This window comes from Streptomyces sp. NBC_00223 (genome assembly GCF_036199905.1).
Lineage (GTDB): Bacteria > Actinomycetota > Actinomycetes > Streptomycetales > Streptomycetaceae > Actinacidiphila.
In genome coordinates, this window is sequence record NZ_CP108109.1 from 2975641 (window position 1) to 2998255 (window position 22615).

17 protein-coding genes, 1 tRNA gene and 1 pseudogene are annotated in these 22615 nt (G+C 71.5%); 6 read left to right on the forward strand and 13 right to left on the reverse strand.

Features of this window, described 5'->3' with window-relative positions:
* Positions 1-16 precede the first annotated feature (16 nt).
* From OHA30_RS12380 to OHA30_RS12390, 3 genes are all read right to left on the reverse strand, one after another.
* On the reverse strand, positions 17-1000 hold the full coding sequence (locus tag OHA30_RS12380) for a ribose-phosphate diphosphokinase (protein ID WP_328913876.1): 984 nt from the start codon (positions 998-1000) through the stop codon (positions 17-19).
* A 141-nt stretch (positions 1001-1141) separates the two neighbouring features.
* Positions 1142-2599: a bifunctional UDP-N-acetylglucosamine diphosphorylase/glucosamine-1-phosphate N-acetyltransferase GlmU gene (gene glmU, locus OHA30_RS12385; RefSeq protein WP_328913877.1), complete on the reverse strand. Its 1458-nt coding sequence runs from the start codon at positions 2597-2599 to the stop codon at positions 1142-1144.
* 105 nt (positions 2600-2704) lie between these two features.
* Positions 2705-2775: transfer RNA gene (locus OHA30_RS12390), tRNA-Gln, on the reverse strand.
* Positions 2776-3024: 249 nt separating this feature from the next.
* Between OHA30_RS12390 and OHA30_RS12395 the strand changes: the two genes are divergently transcribed.
* Positions 3025-4026 (forward strand): acyl-CoA desaturase, encoded by a 1002-nt coding sequence (locus OHA30_RS12395; protein ID WP_328913878.1) that lies wholly within the window; start codon positions 3025-3027, stop codon positions 4024-4026.
* An 85-nt stretch (positions 4027-4111) separates the two neighbouring features.
* Complete coding sequence (locus OHA30_RS12400; protein WP_328917839.1) at positions 4112-4714, forward strand: TetR/AcrR family transcriptional regulator; 603 nt, start codon at positions 4112-4114, stop codon at positions 4712-4714.
* Positions 4715-4777: 63 nt separating this feature from the next.
* Here the strand turns inward: OHA30_RS12400 and galK are convergent, their stop codons facing one another.
* The 6 genes from galK to OHA30_RS12430 all read right to left on the reverse strand — a co-directional run bounded on the left by galK (position 4778) and on the right by OHA30_RS12430 (position 12865).
* Entirely contained in the window at positions 4778-5917 is a 1140-nt protein-coding gene (galK, locus tag OHA30_RS12405; protein ID WP_328913879.1) for a galactokinase, read from the reverse strand.
* A complete protein-coding gene (gene galE, locus OHA30_RS12410) occupies positions 5914-6921 on the reverse strand; it encodes a UDP-glucose 4-epimerase GalE (RefSeq protein WP_328913880.1) in 1008 nt (335 codons plus the stop codon). The genes galK and galE overlap by 4 nt, the downstream gene beginning before the upstream one ends.
* Positions 6918-7964: a galactose-1-phosphate uridylyltransferase gene (gene galT, locus OHA30_RS12415; RefSeq protein ID WP_328913881.1), complete on the reverse strand. Its 1047-nt coding sequence runs from the start codon at positions 7962-7964 to the stop codon at positions 6918-6920. Before galT ends, galE begins: the two co-directional genes overlap by 4 nt.
* A 276-nt stretch (positions 7965-8240) precedes the next feature.
* Positions 8241-8918 carry a helix-turn-helix transcriptional regulator gene (locus OHA30_RS12420; RefSeq protein ID WP_328917840.1) on the reverse strand — a complete coding sequence of 226 codons (678 nt, stop codon included), beginning with the start codon at positions 8916-8918 and terminating at the stop codon, positions 8241-8243.
* 221 nt (positions 8919-9139) lie between these two features.
* On the reverse strand, positions 9140-10960 hold the full coding sequence (locus OHA30_RS12425; RefSeq protein WP_328913882.1) for an outer membrane protein assembly factor BamB family protein: 1821 nt from the start codon (positions 10958-10960) through the stop codon (positions 9140-9142).
* Positions 10961-11068: 108 nt separating this feature from the next.
* Positions 11069-12865: an ABC-F family ATP-binding cassette domain-containing protein gene (locus OHA30_RS12430; protein WP_328913883.1), complete on the reverse strand. Its 1797-nt coding sequence runs from the start codon at positions 12863-12865 to the stop codon at positions 11069-11071.
* 293 nt (positions 12866-13158) lie between these two features.
* On the opposite strand from OHA30_RS12430, the gene OHA30_RS12435 reads away from it, so the two are divergent.
* Positions 13159-14550 (forward strand): IS4 family transposase, encoded by a 1392-nt coding sequence (locus OHA30_RS12435; RefSeq protein WP_328913884.1) that lies wholly within the window; start codon positions 13159-13161, stop codon positions 14548-14550.
* Between the two features lie 109 nt (positions 14551-14659).
* On the opposite strand, the gene OHA30_RS12440 is transcribed toward OHA30_RS12435, so the two are convergent.
* The 4 genes from OHA30_RS12440 to rsmI form a co-directional block, all read right to left on the reverse strand.
* Complete coding sequence (locus OHA30_RS12440; RefSeq protein WP_328913885.1) at positions 14660-15565, reverse strand: 4-(cytidine 5'-diphospho)-2-C-methyl-D-erythritol kinase; 906 nt, start codon at positions 15563-15565, stop codon at positions 14660-14662.
* A 114-nt stretch (positions 15566-15679) separates the two neighbouring features.
* Complete coding sequence (rsmA, locus tag OHA30_RS12445; RefSeq protein ID WP_328913886.1) at positions 15680-16540, reverse strand: 16S rRNA (adenine(1518)-N(6)/adenine(1519)-N(6))-dimethyltransferase RsmA; 861 nt, start codon at positions 16538-16540, stop codon at positions 15680-15682.
* A gap of 32 nt (positions 16541-16572) precedes the next feature.
* Positions 16573-17526, reverse strand: a complete 954-nt coding sequence (locus OHA30_RS12450) for a TatD family hydrolase (RefSeq protein WP_328913887.1) — start codon at positions 17524-17526, stop codon at positions 16573-16575.
* A 113-nt stretch (positions 17527-17639) separates the two neighbouring features.
* On the reverse strand, positions 17640-18500 hold the full coding sequence (gene rsmI, locus OHA30_RS12455) for a 16S rRNA (cytidine(1402)-2'-O)-methyltransferase (RefSeq protein WP_328913888.1): 861 nt from the start codon (positions 18498-18500) through the stop codon (positions 17640-17642).
* Between the two features lie 221 nt (positions 18501-18721).
* On the opposite strand from rsmI, the gene OHA30_RS12460 reads away from it, so the two are divergent.
* From OHA30_RS12460 to OHA30_RS12470, 3 genes and pseudogenes are all read left to right on the forward strand, one after another.
* Positions 18722-20446: a dolichyl-phosphate-mannose--protein mannosyltransferase gene (locus OHA30_RS12460; RefSeq protein WP_328913889.1), complete on the forward strand. Its 1725-nt coding sequence runs from the start codon at positions 18722-18724 to the stop codon at positions 20444-20446.
* A 141-nt stretch (positions 20447-20587) separates the two neighbouring features.
* A complete protein-coding gene (locus tag OHA30_RS12465; RefSeq protein WP_328913890.1) occupies positions 20588-22231 on the forward strand; it encodes a penicillin-binding transpeptidase domain-containing protein in 1644 nt (547 codons plus the stop codon).
* A 6-nt stretch (positions 22232-22237) separates the two neighbouring features.
* Positions 22238-22609, forward strand: a pseudogene (locus tag OHA30_RS12470) (EamA family transporter); the annotation flags it as partial.
* Between the last annotated feature and the right edge of the window lie 6 nt (positions 22610-22615).

The window sequence follows — 22615 nt, forward strand, 5'->3', positions numbered from 1 at the left end:
GGCGGCACCCTGGGCGTCAGTGCCCGTTCGAGTCCTCGAACAGGCTGGTGACCGAGCCGTCCTCGAACACCTCACGGACCGCGTTGGCGATGGTCGGCGCCATCGACAGGACCGTGATCTTGTCGAGCTGGGTCTCACCGGGGGTCGGCAGGGTGTCGGTGAAGATGAACTCGCTGACCTTGGAGTTCTTCAGCCGGTCCGCGGCCGGCCCGGAGAGCACCCCGTGGGTCGCGGTCACGATGACGTCCTCGGCACCGTTGGCGAACAGGGCGTCGGCGGCGGCGCAGATCGTACCGCCGGTGTCGATCATGTCGTCGACCAGGACGCAGACCCGGCCCTTGACGTCGCCGACGACCTCGTGGACCTTCACCTGGTTGGCGACGTCCGGGTCGCGGCGCTTGTGCACGATGGCCAGCGGAGCGCCGAGCCGGTCGCACCAGCGGTCGGCGACCCGTACCCGGCCCGCGTCGGGGGAGACCACGGTGAGCTTGGAGCGGTCCACCTTGCCGCCGACGTAGTCGGCGAGGACCGGCAGTGCGAAGAGATGATCCACCGGGCCGTCGAAGAAGCCCTGGATCTGGTCGGTGTGCAGGTCGACGGTGAGAATGCGGTCGGCGCCCGCGGTGGCGAACAGGTCCGCCATCAGCCGGGCCGAGATCGGCTCGCGGCCGCGGTGCTTCTTGTCCTGCCGGGCGTAGCCGTAGAAGGGCACGATCACGGTGATGCTCCGCGCGGAGGCCCGCTTCAGAGCGTCGATCATGATCAACTGCTCCATGATCCACTTGTTGATCGGAGCCGTGTGGCTCTGGATGAGGAAGCAGTCGGCGCCACGGGCCGACTCCTCGAACCGCACATAGATCTCGCCGTTGGCGAAGTCGAAAGCGCGTGTCGGCACGAGCTCAACCTCGAGCTGTCGTGCCACCGCCTCCGCCAGATCGGGGTGGGCGCGGCCGGAGAAGAGCATCAGCTTCCTCTCACCGGTCGTCTTGATCCCGGTCACTGCACCGTCTCCTTGGTGTTCGACTGGTGTTCGACACAGCGCCGCCCCGAGTAGGGCGTGCTGGCGGAATTGTGTGCACCACACACGGTACGCCCCATCCGCTGCACCTGTGCACCTCGGAGGGGCCCGATGAGACGTCCCTCACTCGTCCCGCGGGCCGCCCCGGCGCTGTGCGCGTTCGGCCGCCTGCGCGGCGGAACTGCCGGGCCGCTTGCGGGCCACCCAGCCCTCGATGTTGCGCTGCTGACCTCGGGCGACGGCCAGCGACCCGGCCGGCACGTCCTTGGTGATGACCGAACCGGCCGCGGTGTAGGCGCCGTCGCCGACGACGACCGGCGCGACGAACATGTTGTCCGAGCCGGTCTTGCAGTAACTGCCGATCGTGGTGTGGTGCTTGGCCTCGCCGTCGTAGTTCACGAACACGCTCGCGGCGCCGATGTTGGTGTGGTCGCCGATCGTGGCGTCACCCACATAGCTCAGGTGCGGCACCTTGGTGCCCTCCCCGATCGAGGCGTTCTTCATCTCGACGTAGGTGCCCGCCTTGGCCTTCTTGCCGAGCTTCGCGCCGGGCCGCAGATACGCGTACGGGCCGACCGACGCCTGCTCGCCGATCTCGGCCCGGTCCGCGACGGTGTTGGTGACCCTGGCGCCCGCGCCGACCGCCGTGTCGGTGAGCGTGCAGTTGGGGCCCACCTCGGCGCCCTCGCCGACGCTGGTGGTCCCCAGCAGCTGCGTGTGGGGGTGCACCAGGGCGTCGGGCGCGAAGGTGACGTCCACGTCCACCCAGGTGGAGGCGGGGTCCACGATGGTGGCGCCGTCCAGCATCGCCCGTTCCAGCAGCCGGTCGTTGAGCACCCGGCGGGCCTCGGCGAGCTGCACCCGGTTGTTCACGCCCGCGATCTCGCGGTGGTCGTCGGCGCTGTGCGCGCCCACCCGGTGGCCGGCCTCGCGCAGGATGGCCAGGGTGTCGGTGAGGTACTCCTCGCCCTGGGTGTTGTCCGTGGTGACCTTGCCCAGCGCCTCGGCCAGCAGCCGCCCGTCGTACGCGTACACCCCGGAGTTGATCTCCCGGATCGCCCGCTGCGCCTGGTCGGCGTCCTTCTGCTCCACGATCGCGGTGACCTGCCCGTCGGGGGCCCGCACGATCCGGCCGTAGCCCGTCGGGTCGGGGACCTGCGCGGTCAGCACGGTCACCGCGTGGCCGCCCGCCTCGTGCGCGCCCACCAGGGCGGCGAGCGTGTCGGCCGTGAGCAGCGGTACGTCGCCATAGGTGACGACGACCGTGCCGTCGGGGGTGACACCCTGTCGGGTCAGCTCCTCCAGGCCGGTACGGACGGCGTGCCCGGTGCCCTTCTGCTCGGCCTGCACGGCGATCACGGCGCCCGGGTCGAGAGCGGTCAGGTGCTCGGCGACCAGTTCGCGTCCATGGCCGACGACCACCACGAGGTGGTCGGGCTCCAGGGCGCGGGAGGCGGCCAGCGCGTGGCCGATCAGGGAGCGGCCGCAGATGGGGTGCATGACCTTCGGGGTGGCCGACCTCATCCGGGTGCCCTCCCCCGCGGCGAGGACGACGACGGCAGCCGGGCGATTGTGGCTCACGGGGGCGACTCCTCGGCTTCGGGTGTGAGACATCCGCAGGATACCGAGGGGTTCGGCCATGGACACGGGTGGCTCGACCGGCTCACCGCGGCCACGCGTGGACTGCTCCGCCGCCAGGATTCGAACCCGGACTTAAGGCACCAAAAGCCCCAGTGCTGCCATTACACCACGGCGGATCAACTCGACGTCCCGACCCGGTTGTCGGGCCCGTCTCGCTGGACGTCACCATCATGCCGTACGACCGCGGGTGGACGCGACGCCGTTCCGGGGTAGGTATCCGGCCAAGGGACGGCAACGGGCACGAGCCCCCTTACCTCGTGTGGTCCTATTGCCCCGCCGGGCCCCGCTGCAATACTTACGGAGCCGTAGGTTACGGGCGTAACCACCGCGACCAGACCCCCAACCACTTCCGACAAGGGACACATATGACCACACAGACGGACGTGATCAGCGAGTCCCGGGAACCCGGGTCCTCAGGAGACCAGGAAGCGGGGCAGCCACTGCCCAGCGCGACCCTGGGCGGCGAGAGCAAGCGGTCGATCGAGCAGATCACCCTGCTGCTCTTCATCTGCGTCCCCTTCCTGGCACTGGCCGCGGCCGTGCCGCTGGCCTGGGGCCGGGGGATGAGCTGGCTCGATGTCGGCCTGATGGTCGGCATGTACTTCCTGGGCTGCCACGGCATCACCATCGGCTTCCACCGCTACTTCACCCATGGCTCCTTCAAGGCCAAGCGCCCGCTGCGGATCGCGCTGGCCATCGCCGGCTCGCTGGCCGTCGAGGGCCCGATCGTGCGCTGGGTCGCCGACCACCGCAGGCACCACAAGTTCAGCGACGCCGAGGGCGACCCGCACAGCCCCTGGCGCTACGGCGACACCGTCCCCGCCCTGATGAAGGGCCTGTGGTGGGCGCACATGGGCTGGCTCTTCGACGAGGAGCAGACCTCGCAGCAGAAGTACGCGCCCGATCTGATCAAGGACAGCGCGATCCGCCGGGTCTCCCGGGACTTCTGGCTGTGGACCGCGATCTCCCTGGTGTTCCCGCCGTTGGTCGGCGGTCTGGTCACCATGTCGTGGTACGGCGCCTTCACCGCGTTCTTCTGGGGCTCGCTCGTACGGGTGGCCCTGCTGCACCACGTGACCTGGTCCATCAACTCCATCTGCCACGCGGTCGGCAAGCGCCCCTTCAAGTCCCGCGACCGCTCCGGAAACGTGTGGTGGCTGGCGATCCTGTCCTGCGGCGAGTCGTGGCACAACCTCCACCACGCCGACCCCACCTCCGCCCGGCACGGGGTGCTGCGCGGCCAGGTCGACTCCAGCGCCCGGATCATCCGCTGGTTCGAACTCGCCGGGTGGGCCAAGGACGTCCGGTGGCCCGATGCCGAGCGAATTGCTGCTCGACGCAAAGAAAACGTCGGCGAACCGGCATGATTGACGCGTGAGCGACGGCAGAGACGGAAGAGCGACGGTTTCCACCACGACGGGCCCGACCGCGCGACGCGCGCGGCGGACCCGGATGACCGGCAAGGAACGGCGCGAACAGCTTCTGGACATCGGCCGCACCCTCTTCGCCGAGCGCGGTTTCGAAGGCACCTCGGTCGAGGAGATCGCCCACAAGGCGGGCGTCTCCAAGCCCGTCGTCTACGAACACTTCGGCGGCAAGGAAGGGCTCTACGCCGTCGTCGTGGACCGCGAGATGCGGCGGCTGCTGGACATGGTCACGGGGGCGCTCACCGGAGGGCACCCCCGCGAACTCCTGGAACAGGCCGCCTTCGCGCTGCTCGACTACATCGAGCAGTACACCGACGGCTTCCGCATCCTCGTACGCGACTCCCCCGTGGCCCAGTCCACCGGCACCTTCGCCTCGCTGATCAGCGACATCGCCACCCAGGTCGAGGACATCCTCGGCCATGAGTTCAAGCAGCGCGGCTTCGACCCCAAGCTCGCCCCGATGTACGCCCAGGCGCTGGTCGGCATGGTGGCCCTCACCGGGCAGTGGTGGCTCGACGCGCGGCGCCCGGAGAAGTCCGAGGTCGCCGCCCACCTGGTCAATCTGTCCTGGAACGGGCTGTCGGGGCTGGACGCCAAGCCCCGGCTGATCGGCCACCGCAAGAACTGACGGGCGCGGCGGTCCGGCCGCCGCGCCCGCCCGTACGTCTCCCCTGCCGCGTCCCGGGCCGCTTCAGCTGAGCCGGCGCGCGCCCGGCCCCGGAGTCGTCACGAACCGGCGGGACTTCGGCAGGGCCGCCGCCAGGGCGGCGCCGACCCTCGCCTCCGCCTCCTCGTCCACCAGGACGATCGCCGAGCCGCCGAAGCCGCCGCCGGTCATCCGGGCGCCCAGCGCGCCCTCGGCGAGCGCGGTGTCCACGGCGAGGTCGAGTTCGGGGCAGGAGACCCGGAAGTCGTCCCGCAGCGAGGCATGGCCCGCGGTCAGCACCGGGCCGATGTCACGGGTACGGCCCGTGTCGAGCAGCGCGAGCACCTCCTCGACCCGGCGGTTCTCGGTGACGACATGGCGGGTCAGCCGGCGCAGCCGTTCGTCCGGCAGCGCGGCCAGCGCGGCGTCGAGCCCGTCGTGGGCGATGTCGCGCAGCGCGGGCACCCCGAGGGCTGCCGCCGCGGTCTCGCAGCCCGCGCGCAGCTGCCCGTAGGCCCCCTCGGCGTGCGCGTGCTTGACCCGGGTGTCGACGACGATCAGCCGCAGCCCCTCGGCGGCGAGGTCGAACGGGACCTGGCGCCGGATCAGTCCGCGCACGTCGAGGTGGAGGGCGTGGCCCTCGGCGCAGCACGCGGAGGCGGTCTGGTCCATCACCCCGACGGGCGCGCCCACGTAGGTGTTCTCGGAGCTCTGGCAGAGCACCGCGAGATCCTGCCGGGACAGGCCGCCGACGCCGTGCAGTTCGGTCAGCGCGAGGGCGGTGACCACCTGGAGGGCGGCCGAGGAGGACAGTCCGCCGCCGACCGGGACGGTGCTGTCGTAGTGGATGTCGGCGCCGCCCACCGCGTGGCCGGCCCGGCGCAGCGTCCACAGCACGGCGGCGGGGTAGCGGGCCCAGCCGGCGGTGGCGCCGGGCGCGAGCGCGTCCACCCGCAGTTCGACCGGGCCGCCGTCCATGGCGGCCGAGTGCAGCCGCAGCAGCCCGTCGTCGCGGCGGGCGACCGCGGCCCGGGTGGTGTGCCGCAGGGCGAAGGGCATGACGAAGCCGTCGTTGTAGTCCGTGTGCTCGCCGATCAGGTTCACCCGGCCGGGCGCCGCCCAGACACCCTCCGGCGCGCGTCCGAAGACGTTCGTGAAGGCGAGTTCGAACGCGGCTTCCGTCATCGTGGGTCCTCCCCCGCTGATGCTGCTCGTGACTGTGCGAAGTGCCATGCGTCGCGGATGATCCCCGCGAGGTCGGTACGGGTCGGCCGCCAGCCCAGCACGGTCCTGGCCCGCTCCGCGGAGGCGACCAGGGCGGCGGGGTCGCCGGCCCGGCGCGGCTCGGTGGTGGCCGGGATCGGATGGCCGGTGACCCTGCGGGCGGTCTCCACGACCTCGCGCACGGAGAAGCCGCTGCCGTTGCCGAGGTTGCAGATCAGGTGCTCGCCGCGCGGTGCCTTCTCCAGCGCCAGCAGATGCGCCTCGGCGAGGTCGGCCACGTGGATGTAGTCGCGCACGCAGGTGCCGTCCGGGGTCGGGTAGTCGTCGCCGTAGACGGCGATCGAGGCCCGGCGGCCCTGGGCGACCTGGAGCACCAGCGGGATGAGGTGCGACTCGGGGTCGTGCCGCTCGCCGTGCCCGCCGTAGGCCCCGGCCACGTTGAAGTAGCGCAGGGAGACCGCGGACAGTCCGTGGGCGGCGCACTCGGCGGCGATCATACGGTCGACGGCGAGCTTGGTGGCGCCGTACGGGTTGGTGGGCGAGGTCGCGGCGGTCTCGGGGATCGGCACCGCGGCGGGCTCGCCGTAGGTCGCGGCCGTGGAGGAGAAGACGAGGGTGCCGACGCCGCTCTCCCGCATGGCGGTGAGGAGTTCGAGGGTGCCGACGACGTTGTTGCGCCAGTACTTCCCGGGGTTCGTGACGGACTCGCCCACCTGGGAGGAAGCGGCGAAGTGCAGCACCGCGTCGTAGGAGCCGTCGAGCACCTCGGCGGCGTCCTGCACCCGGCCCTCGACGAACCGCGCGCCCCGGGGCACCCCCGCGCGGAAGCCCGTCGACAGGTCGTCGAGCACGGTGACCGAGTGCCCGGCTTCCAGCAGCCGGGCGGCCACCACGCCGCCGACATAGCCGGCGCCCCCGGTGACCAGCAGCTTCCTGCTCCGGGGACGCGCTTGCTCGTTGCTCACTGACTCGCTACCTCTCGCAGTCGCGTCGCCGCGGACTCCGGGGGGACATCGTTGACGAAGGCCCCCATACCCGACTCCGAGCCCGCGAGGAACTTCAGTTTGCCGGAGGTCCTGCGGATGGTGAAAAGCTCCAGATGCAGGGCGAAGTCCTGCCGGTCCGGCATACCGAAGGGCGCCTGGTGCCAGCCGGAGACATACGGCGTCGGCGGCTGGCCCTCGCCGAAGACCCGGTCGAAGCGGCGCAGCAGCTCCAGATAGACGTACGGGAACTCGGCGCGGGCGTCCTCGGCGAGGCCCAGCAGGTCGGGCACCCTGCGGCGGGGGTAGAGGTGCACCTCGTACGGCCAGTGCGCGGCGAAGGGGACGAACGCCGTCCAGTGCTCGCCGCTCAGCACGACCCGGCCGCCGTCGGCGATCTCGTCGGCGAGCACGTCGTCGAAGAGGTTGCGGCCGCCGGTGTGTTCGCGGTGGGCGGCCAGCGAGCGGAGCATCAGGTCGGTGCGCGGGGTGACGAACGGGTAGCCGTAGATCTGGCCGTGCGGGTGGCCGAGGGTGACCCCGATCTCCGCGCCACGGTTCTCGAACGGGTAGACCTGCACGACACCGGGCACCCGCGACAGGTCGCGGGTGCGGTCGGTCCAGGTGTCGAGCACGAGGCGGGCCGCGTCGGGGGTGAGGTCGGCGAAGGAGGCGTCGTGGTCGGAGGTGAAGCAGACCACCTCGCAGCGGCCCAGGCCGCCGGCCAGTGAGGGGAAGCGGTTCTCGAAGACCACCACCTCGTAGTCCGTGTCCGGGATCTCGCTGAGCCGGCCCTCGCGCGAGGGGCACAGCGGGCACTCGTCCGCGGGCGGGTGATAGGTGCGGCCCTGCCGGTGCGAGGCGACGGCGACGCTGTCACCGAGCAGCTTGTCGTACCGAATCTGGGAGGTGGTGGCGACGGGTGCCAGTGGGCGCGGATCGGTGGCGTGACGGACCACGGCGTCGGCCGAGTCGTAGTAGATCAGCTCACGGCCGTCCGCGAGCCGGGTCGGCGTCTTCTTCACCTTGGGGCACCTCACACCGCATCTACTCAACAGAACCGCACACAATGAATCACAACAGAACAGCACAGTCAATGCGCGGTGCCCTGTGAAGTGCGGATCGGTGGGAGAAGGGCGCGAAGAAGCCTCCGCGGGCACAACCGAACATTGCCGAACAGATCGTCACGCGCGGCGGCGGACCGGGGACGGGCGCGTCGGGGCCCCTGGCGGCCATGGATACGGGCGCGCCCGTATCCCGCGGAAACAGCGGCTACGGGCGGGGACGACCGGGAGCCGGGCTCAGCCCGCGGACTCCCCGGCGGCCCGGTCCAGCAGCCCCGTACGGGCCGCGAGCGCCGCCGCCTCCAGCCGGGACCCCACGCCCAGCTTCATCAGCACCCGCTGCACATGGGTGCGGGCGGTGCTGGGCGCGATCCGCATGCCCGCCGCGATCACCCGGGTGTCCTCGCCCTCGGCGACCCTGACCAGCACCTCGACCTCACGCGGAGTCAGCATCTCCAGCAGTCGCGCGCCCTCGTCGTCCGGCTGCCTGACCGGGTTGAGCAGCTCCGCGAACGCGCCCTGGAGCAGCACCTGGGACACCGCGACCTCACCGGTGCGCGCCTTGGCCATGGCCCGCTCGACGCCCTCGATCCGCTCGTCGTGCCGCACATAGCCGGAGGCGCCCGCCGCGAAGGCCGCCGCGATACCCCGGGGGTCGGGCACCGGACCGAGCACCACCACGGCCACGGCGGGCCGCTCGCGCTTGATCCGCGCCACCGCGTCGAAGGCGCCGGGCTCGGCCGGCGAAGCCGTGCCGAACAGGCACACCTCCGGCGACCTGCTCAGCACCAGCTCCGCCGCACCCGCGGCGGGAGCGCCCGCGGCCAGCACGCGGTGCCCGCGCAGCTTCAACGCCGAGGCCAGTGCCTCCGCCAGCAGCCGATGGTCGTCGACCACGACGAGCCGTACACCCATGTCGGGCATCCCCAATCCCCCCGGAGTCCGGACCACCACCGGCCCCCGTCCCCTACGCATACCGCCACCGGGCCGGTCCCAATCGTCCCCCGCCGCCGGACCACCTCACTGGCGGCGAAGCTACACGCTCCCCGCGTCCGCGCGCGCCCCCAACCGGCGGTTACAGCGGGAAATTCCGCGAGCGGCCGCCGGCCCGGGGGCGCTACGGCCGGGCTGTCCGCTCAGCCGTAGACCTGCACATACATCTGATCGTCGACGGAGGAGTAAATCGTCTTCGTCACGTAATAGAAGCGATCGTCGTGCCAGACGGCGTAGTCGTGCAGTCCGCCCGACTCCAGCCGGTCGTAGGCGTCCTTGGCGAAGGTCGCGTACGTCGTGATCGCGCCGGTCGCCGGGTCCAGGGTGACGAGCCGGCCCGCCACGTCGTAGCCCGGCCGCTCGTAGGCGAGGACCTTGCCGTCCTCGAAGCCCAGGCCGGTGATCTCGCGGTCGCCGCCGGGCTTGGCGATCCACTTCTGCTTGCCGTCGCCGAGGTTGAAGGCGGCGATGCCGCCGACCACCTTGCCGTCGCCGCCGGGCTCGGCGGCGAGCGTCAGATAGAGGGTGTCCTTGTCGACCAGGACGTTGTGCACCGACTGCTTCTCGGTGCCGTCGTCGTCGATGTCGTACTTCTTGGTGCCCAGCGAGACCCGCGACTGGAGGCGGCCGTCGACGACCGTCGCCACGTCGGTGTACGTCTCGTCCTCGGTGCCGAGGATCACCACAACGGGGTCGGTGGAGACGATCGCGTTGACCTCGGTGCCGGTCGGCGCGGTCCACGACCACTTGGGGCTGCCGTTCTTGGCCGGGTCGAGGACCTGCACCTTGTACGACTTGTAGTCGCAGTTGACGACTGCCACGAACTGCGCGCCGCCCGCGTAACCGTCGTCCTCGCAGTCGCCGTTGCCGGACCGCCACAGCACCTTCTGGTCCGTCAGCCGGTAGCCGATCGAGCCCTCCAGCCAGTCCACGCCGACCGTGTCGCCGCTGATCGCCATCTCGGAGTAGTCGAAGTCGCCCTTGTCGCCCGTGCTCCCGGGCAGGGTGGCCGACCACAGCGCCCGGCCCGCGTCGAGGTCGATCGCCATGATCTTCTCGCAGGTCGCGCCGTACTGGATGGCGGCGATGTGATGGTCGGATGAGTCCCGCGCCGCCGTGCAGTCGCCCTTGGAGGGCGCGGCGACCGTCCACGCCGGGGCGCCGGTCGCCAGGTCGTAGCCCACGACCTGGTCGATCTCGTTCTTCACCGCGTACTTGTCGGTGAACCAGATCCCCAGCGCGTCCTTGAGGTTGTCCTTGTCGGCCACCGGGTCGGCGTCCTTGTCCCACTTGAAGGACAGCTCGGAGCTGTGCGAGGTCGCGGTCGTCGGACCGCCGCTGGGCCCCTCGGAACTCGCCTGCGGTGCGGGCTTCCTGTCGCCGTCGCCACCCTTGGTCGCGAAGTACACCCCGCCGCCGACCACCAGCACGGCGGCGACCGCGGCCGCGACGATCGTCACCAGCTTCTTGTTCGACCGCCCGGGCGGCGGGGGCTGCTGGGCGTAGCCGAACAGCGCCTGCGGAGGCGGCGTCTGCCCGTAGCCGTACGGGTTCTGCGGCGGCGGGGTCCGGCCGTACGGCTGCTGTCCCGGCTGCCCCGGCTGACCGTACGGCGAGCCCTGGGCCGGGTAGCCGTAACCATTCTGCTGCGGGCCCCCCGCGTACGGCGGGGGCGTCTGCTGCGGGAACTGGCCCGGCGGAAAGGCTGCTTGGGTCGGCGCCGAGGCGTACGGGTTCTGGCCCGGCGGTACGGGCGTCGCGTACGGGTTCTCACCGCCGGGGGGCGGGGTGGCGGCCGGTCCCGGCGCGGGCGGCGGGGCCTGCGCCGGGTAGCCGTAACCGGCGGGCGGGGGCTGCGGCGCGCCCTGGGCCGGCGGCGGACCCTGCGGAGGAAGCGGCGGCACAGCGCCGTCGGACTTCCCGAACTGGGGCGGGTTTCCGGGGGGCGGTGGCGGCTGCGACATCAACAGGTCCTTCTTCGTTCCATTGCGGTCGGATCGGGCGGGCGGTCATTCTTTCTATCACCCGCCCCACAGGACGCCGCGGGCCGCCGCTGTACCGTTACCGGCCCGCTACACGTCCTCCGCGAGCTCCAGCCAGCGCATCTCCAGCTCCTCGCGTTCCTCGCGCAGCGCCCGCAGTTCGGCGTCGAGCGCGGCGACCTTCTCGAAGTCCGTGGCGTGGTCGGCGATCTGACTGTGCAGCTTGCTCTCGCGGTCGGCGGACTTGTCGAGTTGACGCTCGATGCGCTGGAGTTCCTTCTTCGCCGCCCTGGTGTCACCGGCCGGCTTCTCCTTGGCGCGCGCGGCGGGCGGCGGGGGCGCGGCGGCCTCCACCATCGCGCGGCGGCGCTCCAGATACTCGTCCACCCCGCGCGGCAGCATCCGCAGACTCGCGTCGCCGAGCAGCGCGAACACCCGGTCGGTGGTGCGCTCGAGGAAGTACCGGTCGTGGCTGATCACGACCATCGAGCCCGGCCAGCCGTCCAGCAGGTCCTCCAGCTGGGTCAGCGTCTCGATGTCCAGGTCGTTGGTCGGCTCGTCGAAGAAGAGCACATTCGGCTCGTCCATCAGCAGGCGCAGCAGTTGCAGCCGGCGCCGCTCGCCGCCGGAGAGGTCGCCGACCGGCGTCCACTGCTTCTCCTTGGTGAAGCCGAACTTCTCGCACAGCTGGCCTGCGGTCATCTCGCGGCCCTTGCCGAGGTCCACCCGCTGGCGGACGGCCTCCACGGCCTGGAGCACGCGCTGCGCCGGGTCCAGCTCGGCCACCTCCTGGGAGAGGTAGGCGAGTTTGACGGTCTTGCCGACGGTGATCCGGCCGGCGGCGGGCTGCCGGTCGCCGTCGGTCACGGCCGCCTCGGTCAGGGCCCGCAGGAAGGACGTCTTGCCCGAGCCGTTCACCCCGACCAGACCGATACGGTCGCCCGGCCCGAGCTGCCAGGTCAGATGCCGGATCAGCTGCTTGGGGCCCGCGGTGACGGTGACGTCCTCCAGCTCGAAGACGGTCTTGCCGAGCCGGGAGTTGGCGAACTTCATCAGCTCCGCGGTGTCGCGCGGCGGCGGCACGTCCTCGATCAGGGCGTTCGCCGCCTCGATCCGGAAGCGGGGCTTGGAGGTACGGGCGGGGGCGCCGCGGCGCAGCCAGGCCAGCTCCTTGCGGACGAGGTTCTGCCGCTTGCTCTCCTCGGTGGCCGCGATCCGCTCGCGCTCGGCCCGCGCGAAGACGTAGTCGCTGTAGCCGCCCTCGTACTCGTAGACCGTGGCGCGCTGCACGTCCCACATACGGGTGCACACCTGGTCGAGGAACCAGCGGTCGTGGGTGACGCAGACCAGGGCCGAGCGGCGGGCCCGCAGATGGCCGGCCAGCCAGGAGATGCCCTCCACGTCGAGGTGGTTGGTCGGCTCGTCCAGGACGATCAGGTCCTGGTCGTCGATCAGCAGCTTCGCGAGCGCGATACGGCGTCGCTCGCCGCCGGAGAGCGGGCCGATCACGGTGTCCAGGCCGTCGGGGAACCCGGGCAGGTCCAGGGCGCCGAACAGTCCGGTGAGGACGTCCCTGATCTTGGCGTCGCCCGCCCAGTCGTGGTCGGGCCGGTCGCCGACGATCTCGTGGCGCACGGTCGCCGCCGGGTCGAGGGCGTCGTGCTGGGTGAGGACGCCGAGCCGCAGGTTGCTCAGGTGGGTGACGCGGCCGGTGTCCGGGTCCTCCAGCTTCGCGAGGATACGGATCAGGGTCGTCTTCCCGTCGCCGTTGCGGCCCACGACGCCGATGCGCTCTCCTTCGGAGACGCCCAGGGAGAGGGATTCGAGCAGGGTCCGCGTGCCGTATGTCTTGCTGACGGCTTCGACGTTGACGAGGTTGACGGCCACTTCCGTGTGTCTCCAGGGATTGGGGTGCGAGGGTTTCAGCGTAGTCGCGGTGTTCGGGACGCGAGGCCGCCGGCGGCGAGGACGGGGCCCGGGAGGACGGAGAGCCGGATTCCCCTCCGCACGGGCGGGCGAAGCGAGGTGGGTGTACCCCGGGCGAAGCTCTGGTGGGGGTACCCCCAATGCCGTCAAGTTTGGGGGTTGGGTTGTTGGGGTTGGGGTGTTTGTGGGACAGCGGGGGCAGGGCCCCGCTACGGATATGGGTGTCGAGTCCGGATCCGTGGAGGGGCCCTGCTGTGTCTGAGTCTGTCATTACTCGTTCGGTGGCCGCAGGTGCCGGGTGTTTCGCGCCGGGGCATCTGGGGCCGTTGACGTGGCTGCTGCCGTTCTCCGTGGTCGATGAGGTTTTGGCGCGGACGGGCCGGGTGCAGCGGCGGGTGCGTGATCTGCCGGCCCGGGTGGTGGTCTATCTGCTGGTCGCGCAGGGGTTGTGCGGGTCGGTGTCCCTGGGGGCGGTGTACCGGATGGCGGGTGCCGCGCTCGGTGGCGCGGGGTTGCCGGACCCGACCCGGCAGGGCCTGCACGCGGCGCGGGTGCGGCTGGGGTCGCGTCCGCTGCAGTTGCTGTTGCGCGAGTTGTGCCGTCACCCGGCCGCGGTGCCGCAGCCGTGGCGGGGCCTTGAGGTCTGCGCGGTCGACGGCACGGTCCTGGCCGTCCCGGACAGTGCGGCCACCCGGGCCTGGCTGGGCAAGCACAAGCACCGCTACGGCACGGCGGGCTATCCGCTGGTGCAGGTGATCGCCTTGGTCTACTGCTCCACCCGCACCCTGGCCGATGCGGTCTTCGGCCCGGTCTCAGGCCGGGAGTTCGTTCCGGCCCGGCGGCTGCTGCGCAGCCTGCACGCGGGAATGCTGGTCCTGCTCGACGCGGGGTTCGACGCGGCCGGGTTCCTGTCGGATCTGGTCGCCACCGGGGCCGACTTCACGGTGCGGCTGCCCCGCACCGCCCGCCTGCCGGCCCTTCAGCGCTACCCCGACGGCTCATGGCTGACGCTGCGGGCCGGCCGCGAAGTCCGCGCGATCGCCGTCACCGTCCAGGTCACCACCGACCAGGGCACCCGCACCAGCACATGGCTGCTGGCCACCAGCCTGCTCAACTGGCGCACCCATCCCGCCGACGCGATCGCCGCCTGTTACCACGACCGGTGGGAAGTCGAGGAGACGTTCTGCTCGGTCAAGTCCACGATGCTCGGCGGCCGGGTCCTGCACTGCACTACCCCAGCCGGCCTGGCCCAGGAGATCCATGCCCTGCTGATCAGCTACCAGCTCCTGCGCCTGGTCATGGCCCGCGCCGGGACCGCCGCAGGGCTGCCCTGCACCGCGATGGGCTTCACCCTGGCCCTGCGTGAAACCGTCAACGGCATCACCACCGCCACCGAGATCGACGGTCCCCCAGACGCCCGACTGCTCGGCGCGGTCGGCACCTACCTCCGCGACCACCCACTACCCCCACGCCGCCTGCGGATATACAACCGCCTCGTCAAACGATCCCTGTCCAAATACGCCGCCGGCAAGATCGGCAACGGCAAGAAACGCCAGACCGTCCCCACCGGCACCGCCCACATCACCGCAACCATCAACCACAACAGCCCAAACTCCCACCCCCACCAGCCCAAACGCCAAACTTGACGGCATTGGGGGTACCCCCAGGCGGAGCTTTGGGGGAGCTGGGAAACACCCGCGCCGCGAGGTGCGGCACCCGCACGGACGTGCACCCGGGACGAAAGGCCGCGACGGATCAGCGCAGCACCGTGGCTCCGGGCGCCGGCGAGCCCGCCGCCCGGGCCGAAGGCCCGAGCGTCGTCGCGATCTTCACCGCCGTGTCCGCGTCGGGCGCGAGGAACGCGCACGTCGGCCCGGACCCGGACACAAGGCCCGCCAGGGCCCCCGCGTCCGTTCCCGCCGCCAGTGTCCCGGCCAGCCCCGGCCGCAACGACAGCGCCGCCGACTGAAGATCGTTCGCCAGCGCCCCGGCGAGCGCGTGCGCGTCCCCGTCGGCCAGCGCGGCCAGCAGCTTCGGGTCGGCCACGGGAGGCGGCACGTCCGCCACCCCGTCCCCCGCCCCCTGCTCCCGGCGGAGCCGGTCGCACTCCTGGTACACCGCCGGTGTCGACAGCCCGCCGTCGGCCGTGGCGAACACCCAGTGGAAGTTCCCGCCCACCTCGATCGGGGTGAGCCGCTCCCCGCGCCCGAGGCCGAGCGCCGCTCCCCCGACCAGGCTGAACGGCACGTCGCTGCCGAGTTCCCCGCAGAGTTCCAGCAGCTCGGGCAGGGGCGTGTGCAGCCCCCACAGCGTGTCGCAGGCCAGCAGCGCCGCCGCGCCGTCCGCGCTGCCGCCCGCCATGCCCCCGGCGACGGGGATGTCCTTGGCGATGTGCAGATGCACGGCCGGTGCGATGCCGTGCCGCTCGGCGAGCGCGACGGCCGCCCGGGCGGCGAGGTTCGAGGCGTCGAGCGGCACGGACCCCACGTCACGGCCCTCGGCGGTGATCCGCAGCTCATCGGCCGATGTCGCCGTCACATGGTCGTACAGCCCGACGGCCAGAAAGACGTTGGCCAGATCATGGAACCCATCGGATCGTCGCCCACCGACGGCGAGCTGGACATTGACCTTGGCGGGCACACGTACGGTGACGGCGGTCACGGGCGGAAACTCCTCAGTCGGTACGACAGTAAGGCGATCGGCGAAACGGCGGGCGATACGGCGGAACAACGCGTTCAACGGACAACAGCATGGAACGACGACCCAAAAAGACGGCTAAGCCGGCTTGTGCTCGGCGATGGCGGCGAACTCCTCGACGGTCAGCGCCTCGCCCCGAGCCTGCGGCGAGACCCCGGCGGCGACCAGCGCGGCCTCCGCCGCCGCCGCGGAGCCGGCCCACCCGGCCAGCGCCGCCCGCAGCGTCTTGCGCCGCTGCGCGAAGGCCGCGTCCACCGCCGCGAACACCTCCTGGCGGGTCGCCGTCGTCCGGGGCGGATCGTGCCGTACGAGCGAGACCAGGCCGGAGTCCACGTTCGGCGCGGGCCAGAAGACGCTGCGCCCGATCGCGCCGGCCCGCTTCACCTCGGCGTACCAGTTCGCCTTCACCGACGGCACCCCGTACACCTTGTTGCCCGGCTTCGCGGCGAGCCGGTCGGCGACCTCGGACTGCACCATGACGAGGGTGCGCTCGATGCTCGGGAAGGTCGCGAGCATGTGCAGCAGCACCGGCACGGCCACGTTGTACGGCAGATTCGCGACCAGGGCGGTGGGCGGCGGCCCGGGCAGCTCGGCGACCTGCATCGCGTCGCTGTGCACGAGCGCGAAACGTTCCGCCCGCCCCGGCATCCGGGCGGCCACGGTCGCGGGCAGCGCGGCGGCCAGCGTGTCGTCGATCTCGATCGCGGTGACCCGGTCGGCCGCCTCGAGCAGCGCCAGCGTCAGCGACCCGAGTCCGGGCCCGACCTCGACCACGGTGTCCGCGGGCCGCACCCCGGCGGTGCGCACGATCCGCCGCACGGTGTTCGCGTCGATGACGAAGTTCTGGCCGCGCTGCTTGGTGGGGCGTACACCCAGCGCCGCGGCCAGCTCGCGGATGTCGGCCGGTCCGAGCAGGGCGTCGGGGTCTGTCGTACTCACAACCGCAAGAGTACGGGGCCGCCGCGGGGCCCTCAGTACGCGAACGCCCTCGCGGTGTTCGCCGCGATCGCCGCGGCGAGGGTGTCCTCGTCCACGGCCCGGGCCGCGGCCATCGCCCGCACCGTGAGCGGGATGAGATAGGGCGCGTTCGGACGGCCCCGGTACGGGACGGGCGTGAGGAAGGGCGCGTCGGTCTCCACCAGCAGCCGGTCCAGCGGCGCCACGGCCACGGCGTCCCGCAGATTCTGCGCCGACTTGTAACTGACCGTGCCCGCGAAGGACAGGTAGTAACCCTGCTCGGCGCACTTCGCGGCCATGGCCGCGTCCCCGGAGAAGCAGTGGAAGACGACCGTGTCGGGGGCGCCCTCCTCGTCCAGGATCCGCAGCACGTCGTCGTGGGCCTCCCGGTCGTGGATCACCAGAGCCTTCCCGTACCGCTTGGCGATCTCGATGTGACGGCGGAAGGAGTACTGCTGGGCGGCCACGCCCTCGGGGCCCGTACGGAAGTAGTCGAGGCCGGTCTCGCCGACGCCGCGGACCTGAGGAAGCGCGGCCAGTTCGGCGATCGCCTCCAGGGCCGCGTCCAGGGCTGCCGTTCCGCCCGCCTCGCGCTCGCCCTGCCGGGACCAGTCTCCCTCGGGTTCGCCGTGCACGATGCGGGGCGCTTCGTTGGGGTGCAGGGCCACCGTCGCCCAGATGTCGTCGTGGGCGGCCGCCGTCTCCGCCGCCCAGCGCGAACCCTTGAGGTCGCAGCCGACCTGGATCAGCGTGCCGACACCCACCGCCGCGGCCCGCGCGAGCGCGTCGGCGACCGTACCGGACTGCATGTCCAGGTGGGTGTGCGAGTCGGCGACCGCGACCCGCAGCGGTTCCGGCGCGGGCGGGGCCGTGTTCCTGTCGTTCTTGCCGTCCTGGCCGTCCTGGCCGTCCTTGCCGTCCTGGCCGTTCTTGCCGTCCTTACGGGCCCGGTCCTTGTTCGTCGCCATGATCCGCATCCTAAGGACGCGAAACGGCCCTTGGGGACGGGCGGCGGCCGCACATGGACCCGAAGGCCCACGTCCTAAGGACGCGAACCGGACCCTATGACGCGAACCGGCCCTCAGACAGCGCCGTGCTTGGCCGCCACCACGGCGTCGAACACATCCCGCTTCGGCACCCCGGCGGCCGCCGCCACCGCCGCGATCGCCTCCTTGCGGCGCTCCCCGGCCGCCTCCCTGGCGGCGACCCGCCGGACCAGCTCGGCCGGCTCCAGATCGGCGGGCCCCGGCGCGGGGGCGCCCTCCACCACGACGGTGATCTCGCCGCGTACCCCGAGCGCCGCCCACTGCGCCAGCTCCTCCAGCGGGCCCCTGCGCACTTCCTCGTACGTCTTGGTGAGCTCCCGGCAGACCGCGGCCCGCCGGTCGGGGCCGAACGCCTCGGCCATCGCGGCCAGGGTGTCGTCGATGCGGTGCGGGGCCTCGAAGTACACCAGGGTGCGCCGGTCCGCCGCGACCTCCTTGAGCCGGGCCAGCCGCTCCCCCGCCTTGCGCGGCAGGAAGCCCTCGAAGCAGAAGCGGTCCACCGGCAGCCCTGACACGGCCAGCGCGGTCAGCACGGCGGACGGGCCGGGCACCGCCGTGACCCGGATACCGCGCTCCACGGCCGCGGCGACCAGCCGGTAGCCCGGGTCGGACACGGACGGCATGCCCGCGTCCGTCACCAGGACGACCCGGGCGCCGCCCTCCAGGGCCGTCACGAGTTCCGGGGTGCGGGCCGACTCGTTGCCCTCGAAGTACGACACGACGCGGCCGGTCGTCTCCACGTCGAGGGCCTGGGTCAGCCGGCGCAGCCGCCGGGTGTCCTCGGCGGCGACGATGTCCGCGCCGCGCAGCTCCGCGCAGAGGCGCGGGGGGGCGTCGTCGGGGTCGCCGATGGGAGTGCCGGCCAGTACGAGGACGCCTGCGGCTGAGCTGTTCACGACGACAGTTTCCCACCCGTCCGCCCCTCGCCGTCCCCCGCCGGGCGCGCGCGGACCGCGCTCGCACCCCGGGGAGCGGACCGGGCCCGAGCGGCGTACCGGACGCGACGGAGGCTGGTACGGCGGGCGGAGTGGAAAGTTGTGACACGGAATACCGGACAAAAACACCTCGCCGTCGCACACCACATGGCAATCACAGACCCTTTCCCTACGATGGCCCGGTGACGAGTGAGACCGCGACGCAGGACCGGCCCGACGAGGACGTCCGGGCCGAGGCGGAGCCGAGCGCATGGGCGCGACGGCTCCGCAGGTTCGGGTATGCGGAGCGGCCGCATACAGACACCCGGGAGCGCCTGGTCCCGCCCTTCCCCGAACCGGGGACCCGGATGTGGGAGGTGCTGGGCCTCAGTCCCGGCATGGCCCACCGGGTGGCCAGGTGGATGGGCTGGCTCGGCCCCCTGCTCGTCGCCACCTTCGCGGGAGCGATCCGCTTCTGGCACCTGGGCAACCCGCGCGAGGTCGTCTTCGACGAGACGTACTACGCCAAGGACGCCTGGTCCCTGCTGAAGCTGGGCTACGAGGGCACCTGGCCCGACGGCAAGGTCGTCAACCCCCAGCTGCTGGCCCACCCCCAGGTGATCCCGCTCTCCGACGCCCCCGGCTATGTCGTCCACCCGCCGGCCGGCAAGTGGGTGATCGCGGTCGGCGAGTGGATGTTCGGCCTGAACCCCTTCGGCTGGCGCTTCATGATGGCGCTGCTCGGCACGCTGTCCGTGCTGATGCTGTGCCGTATCGGGCGCCGGATGTTCCGCTCGACGGCGCTCGGCTGCGTGGCGGGCACGCTGATGGCGGCGGACGGCCTGCACTACGTGATGAGCCGGATCGCCCTGCTCGACCTGGTCATCATGTTCTTCGCGCTTGCCGCGTTCGGCTGTCTGCTGGTCGACCGGGACTGGTCACGGGCCAGACTGGCCGCGGCGCTGCCGGTGGACGACGACGGCTTCGCGGGCCCCGACCATCACACCGGCTCCCGCAAGGGCATGGGCTGGCGTCCCTGGCGGATCGCGGCGGCCGTCTTCCTGGGCCTGGCCGCGGCGAGCAAGTGGAACGGCCTGTACTTCCTGGCCTTCTTCATCGTGCTGACCCTCGCCTGGGACATCGGTTCGCGCCGTCTGGCGGGGGCCAAGCACCCGCGGCTGGCGATGCTGCGCAAGGACTTCGGCTGGTCACTGCTGACGATGATCCCCGGCGCCCTGGTGACGTATCTGCTGACCTGGACCGGCTGGTTCATGTCGAGCAACGGCTACGGCCGCACCTGGGCCAACGGCCGCGGCGGCACCTGGTCGTGGATTCCGGCCCCGATCCGCAGCCTGTGGCACTACGAGTACCAGGTCTACCAATTCAACGTGGGCCTGCACACCCCGCACCCGTACCAGTCCAACCCGTGGAGCTGGATGGTGCTCGGCCGGCCGGTCTCGTACTACTTCGAGTCGCCGAAGAACGGTGAGGACGGCTGCCACACCGCGAGCGGCTGTTCGCGGGAGATTCTGGCGCTGGGCACCCCGCTGCTGTGGTGGTCGGCGTGTTTCGCGCTGCTGTATCTGCTGTACCGGTGGGTGATGCGCCGCGACTGGCGGGCGGGCGCGATCCTGTGCGCGGCCGGCGCCGGTTATCTGCCGTGGTTCCATTACCAGGACCGTACGATCTTCTACTTCTACGCGGTCGCCTTCGTCCCCTACCTGTGTCTCGCGGTGGCGATGATGGTCGGCGCTTTCCTCGGCCCACCCGGGTCGACCGAGGGCCGCCGGATGTGGGGCGCGGTGGGCGCGGGCACCCTGGTTCTGCTCATCATCTGGAATTTCATCTATTTCTTCCCGATCTACACAGGTATGACGATCCCCTATTCCGGCTGGCAGGCCAGAATGTGGTTCGACTCCTGGATCTGACCAGGTAGAGGGCTTTCCGGATCGTATGGTTTCAGTACGAGTCCGTTAACCGATCGAGACCTTGGTCCACAGGCTCCTCCCGTAGGGTGCTTGAGCGCGTTCCCTGAACGCGTTCAATGGGGAGGGGTGGGACCGGTGCCCATGGCACGGGGAATCAAGATCGGCATCATCGGGGCGGTGTTCGCCGGAATGCTGGGCGTCGCCGGTTACGGCGCCTACAACATCTACTCGTCGCTGGACGGCGCCGGAGGCGGTGGCAGCGGAGGAAGCGGCGGCTCGGCACAGAGCGTCGCCACCCCCGTCAACACCGCGCCGCCGAGCCTGAAGGAGGTCACCGACACCGCGGAGGACTTCCTGACCGCCTGGTCGTCGGGCGACACGGCGGGCGCCGCCAAGCTGACCGACTCCCCCCGGACCGCGACGGCCGCCCTCGCCGGGTACAAGGACCAGGCCCATGTGACGAAGGTGGACATCACCCCCGGCACGCCGGCCGACACCCGGGTGCCGTTCACCGTCCGGGCCACCGTCACGTACAAGGACATCACCCAGCCGTGGTCGTACGCGTCCTCGCTGAAGGTCGTGCGCGGCTCCGACGGCAAGCCGGCCGTCCAGTGGGCGCCCTCCGTGCTCCACCCCGACCTCCAGGCGGGCGACACGCTGATCACCGGCCCGGCGAAGTCCCCCGACGTGGACGTCATCGACCGCGACGGCAAGGTGATGGACCCGGCCAAGTACCCCTCGCTGACCCAGATCTTCGCCTATCTGCGCGGCCACTACGCGGCCGGACTGCACGCGGGCACCCCAGGCGTCGAGACGTACATAGAAAACGCGGACGACGAGCAGACCAAGACCCTGGACGTGCTGCGCAAGGGCGTCAACGCCAAGCTCAGGACGACGCTGGACGCCGGCATCCAGGCGGCGGCCGAGAAGGCGGTGAAGACGGAGGCCAGTTCCGGGGTGACCGCGCTCGACACCCTGACCGGCGGCATCCTGGCCGTCGCCTTCAACCCCGCCACCGGCCAGAACCTCGCCCTTCAGGCCAACGAGGCACCGGGCTCGACCTTCAAGATCGTGACGGCGACCGCGCTGCTCAACAAGGGCCTGACCCCGCAGACCCACTCGCAGTGCGTCAGCGGCTACGCCCGCCCGATGGGCAAGCCCTACACCAACGTCACCCGGGACAACCTCGACGCCACCCTGGAGTGGGACTTCGCCCAGTCCTGCAACACCGGCTTCATCCGCCTGGCGGACAACATCGGCCCCACCACCCTGGCCGACACCGCCGGCCGCTACTACGGCCTCGGCTCGACCTGGTACGTCGGCACGCCCACCAGCGACGGCCAGATACCCGGCGGCACCGGTGACGAGCTGACCTCGGAGATGATCGGCCAGGGCCAGGTGCTGATGACCACGCTCAACATGGCCTCGGTCTCCGCCACCGTCCGCAACGGACAGTTCCACCAGCCGTCGATCCTCCAGGACTCCAGCGTCATCGAGAAGCGCACCGCCATCAGCACCTCGCCGCTGCCCCCCGGTGTGCAGAGCGGCCTCCAGCAGATGATGCGCGCGACCGTCACCGGCGGCACCGCCTACGCGACCATGCACACCTTCGGCGGCGTCGTCGGCGCGAAGACCGGCTCGGCCGAGGAGAACCAGGGCCAGCCCAACGGCTGGTTCACCGCCTACCACGACCATGTGGCGGCGGCCGCCCTGGTCATGAGCGGCGGCCACGGCGGCGACTCCGCGGGCCCGATCGTCGCCTCGGTCCTGCGCGCCGGATCGTGAACGCGGGCGGGACCGGCCGCGGTTCCGCGGACGGGACCGCGCGCGGAAGCGGAGCCGCGCCGATGCCGCACGCGGCTGCTGATGCTCCAGGGGCTGGCCGTCCCGCTGGTCGCGGTCACGGACAGGCGCGGTGAACTCCTCACTCGGCTAAGGCCGGTGGCGCTGCGCGGACTGCTCGGCGGGGCACTGTCGATCATCGCCTACGGGCTGGTGCTGGGGGCGCAGACGCGGGCCGATCTCGCGCCGGTCGCCGCTCTGCGGGAGACCTCGATCATCGCGGGCGCGGCCATCGGCGCGCTCTTCTTCAAGGAGCGCTTCGGCCGGCCCCGGCTGGTGGCGGCCGCCGTGGTGGTCACCGGCATCGGGCTGATGCTGCACGCCGGT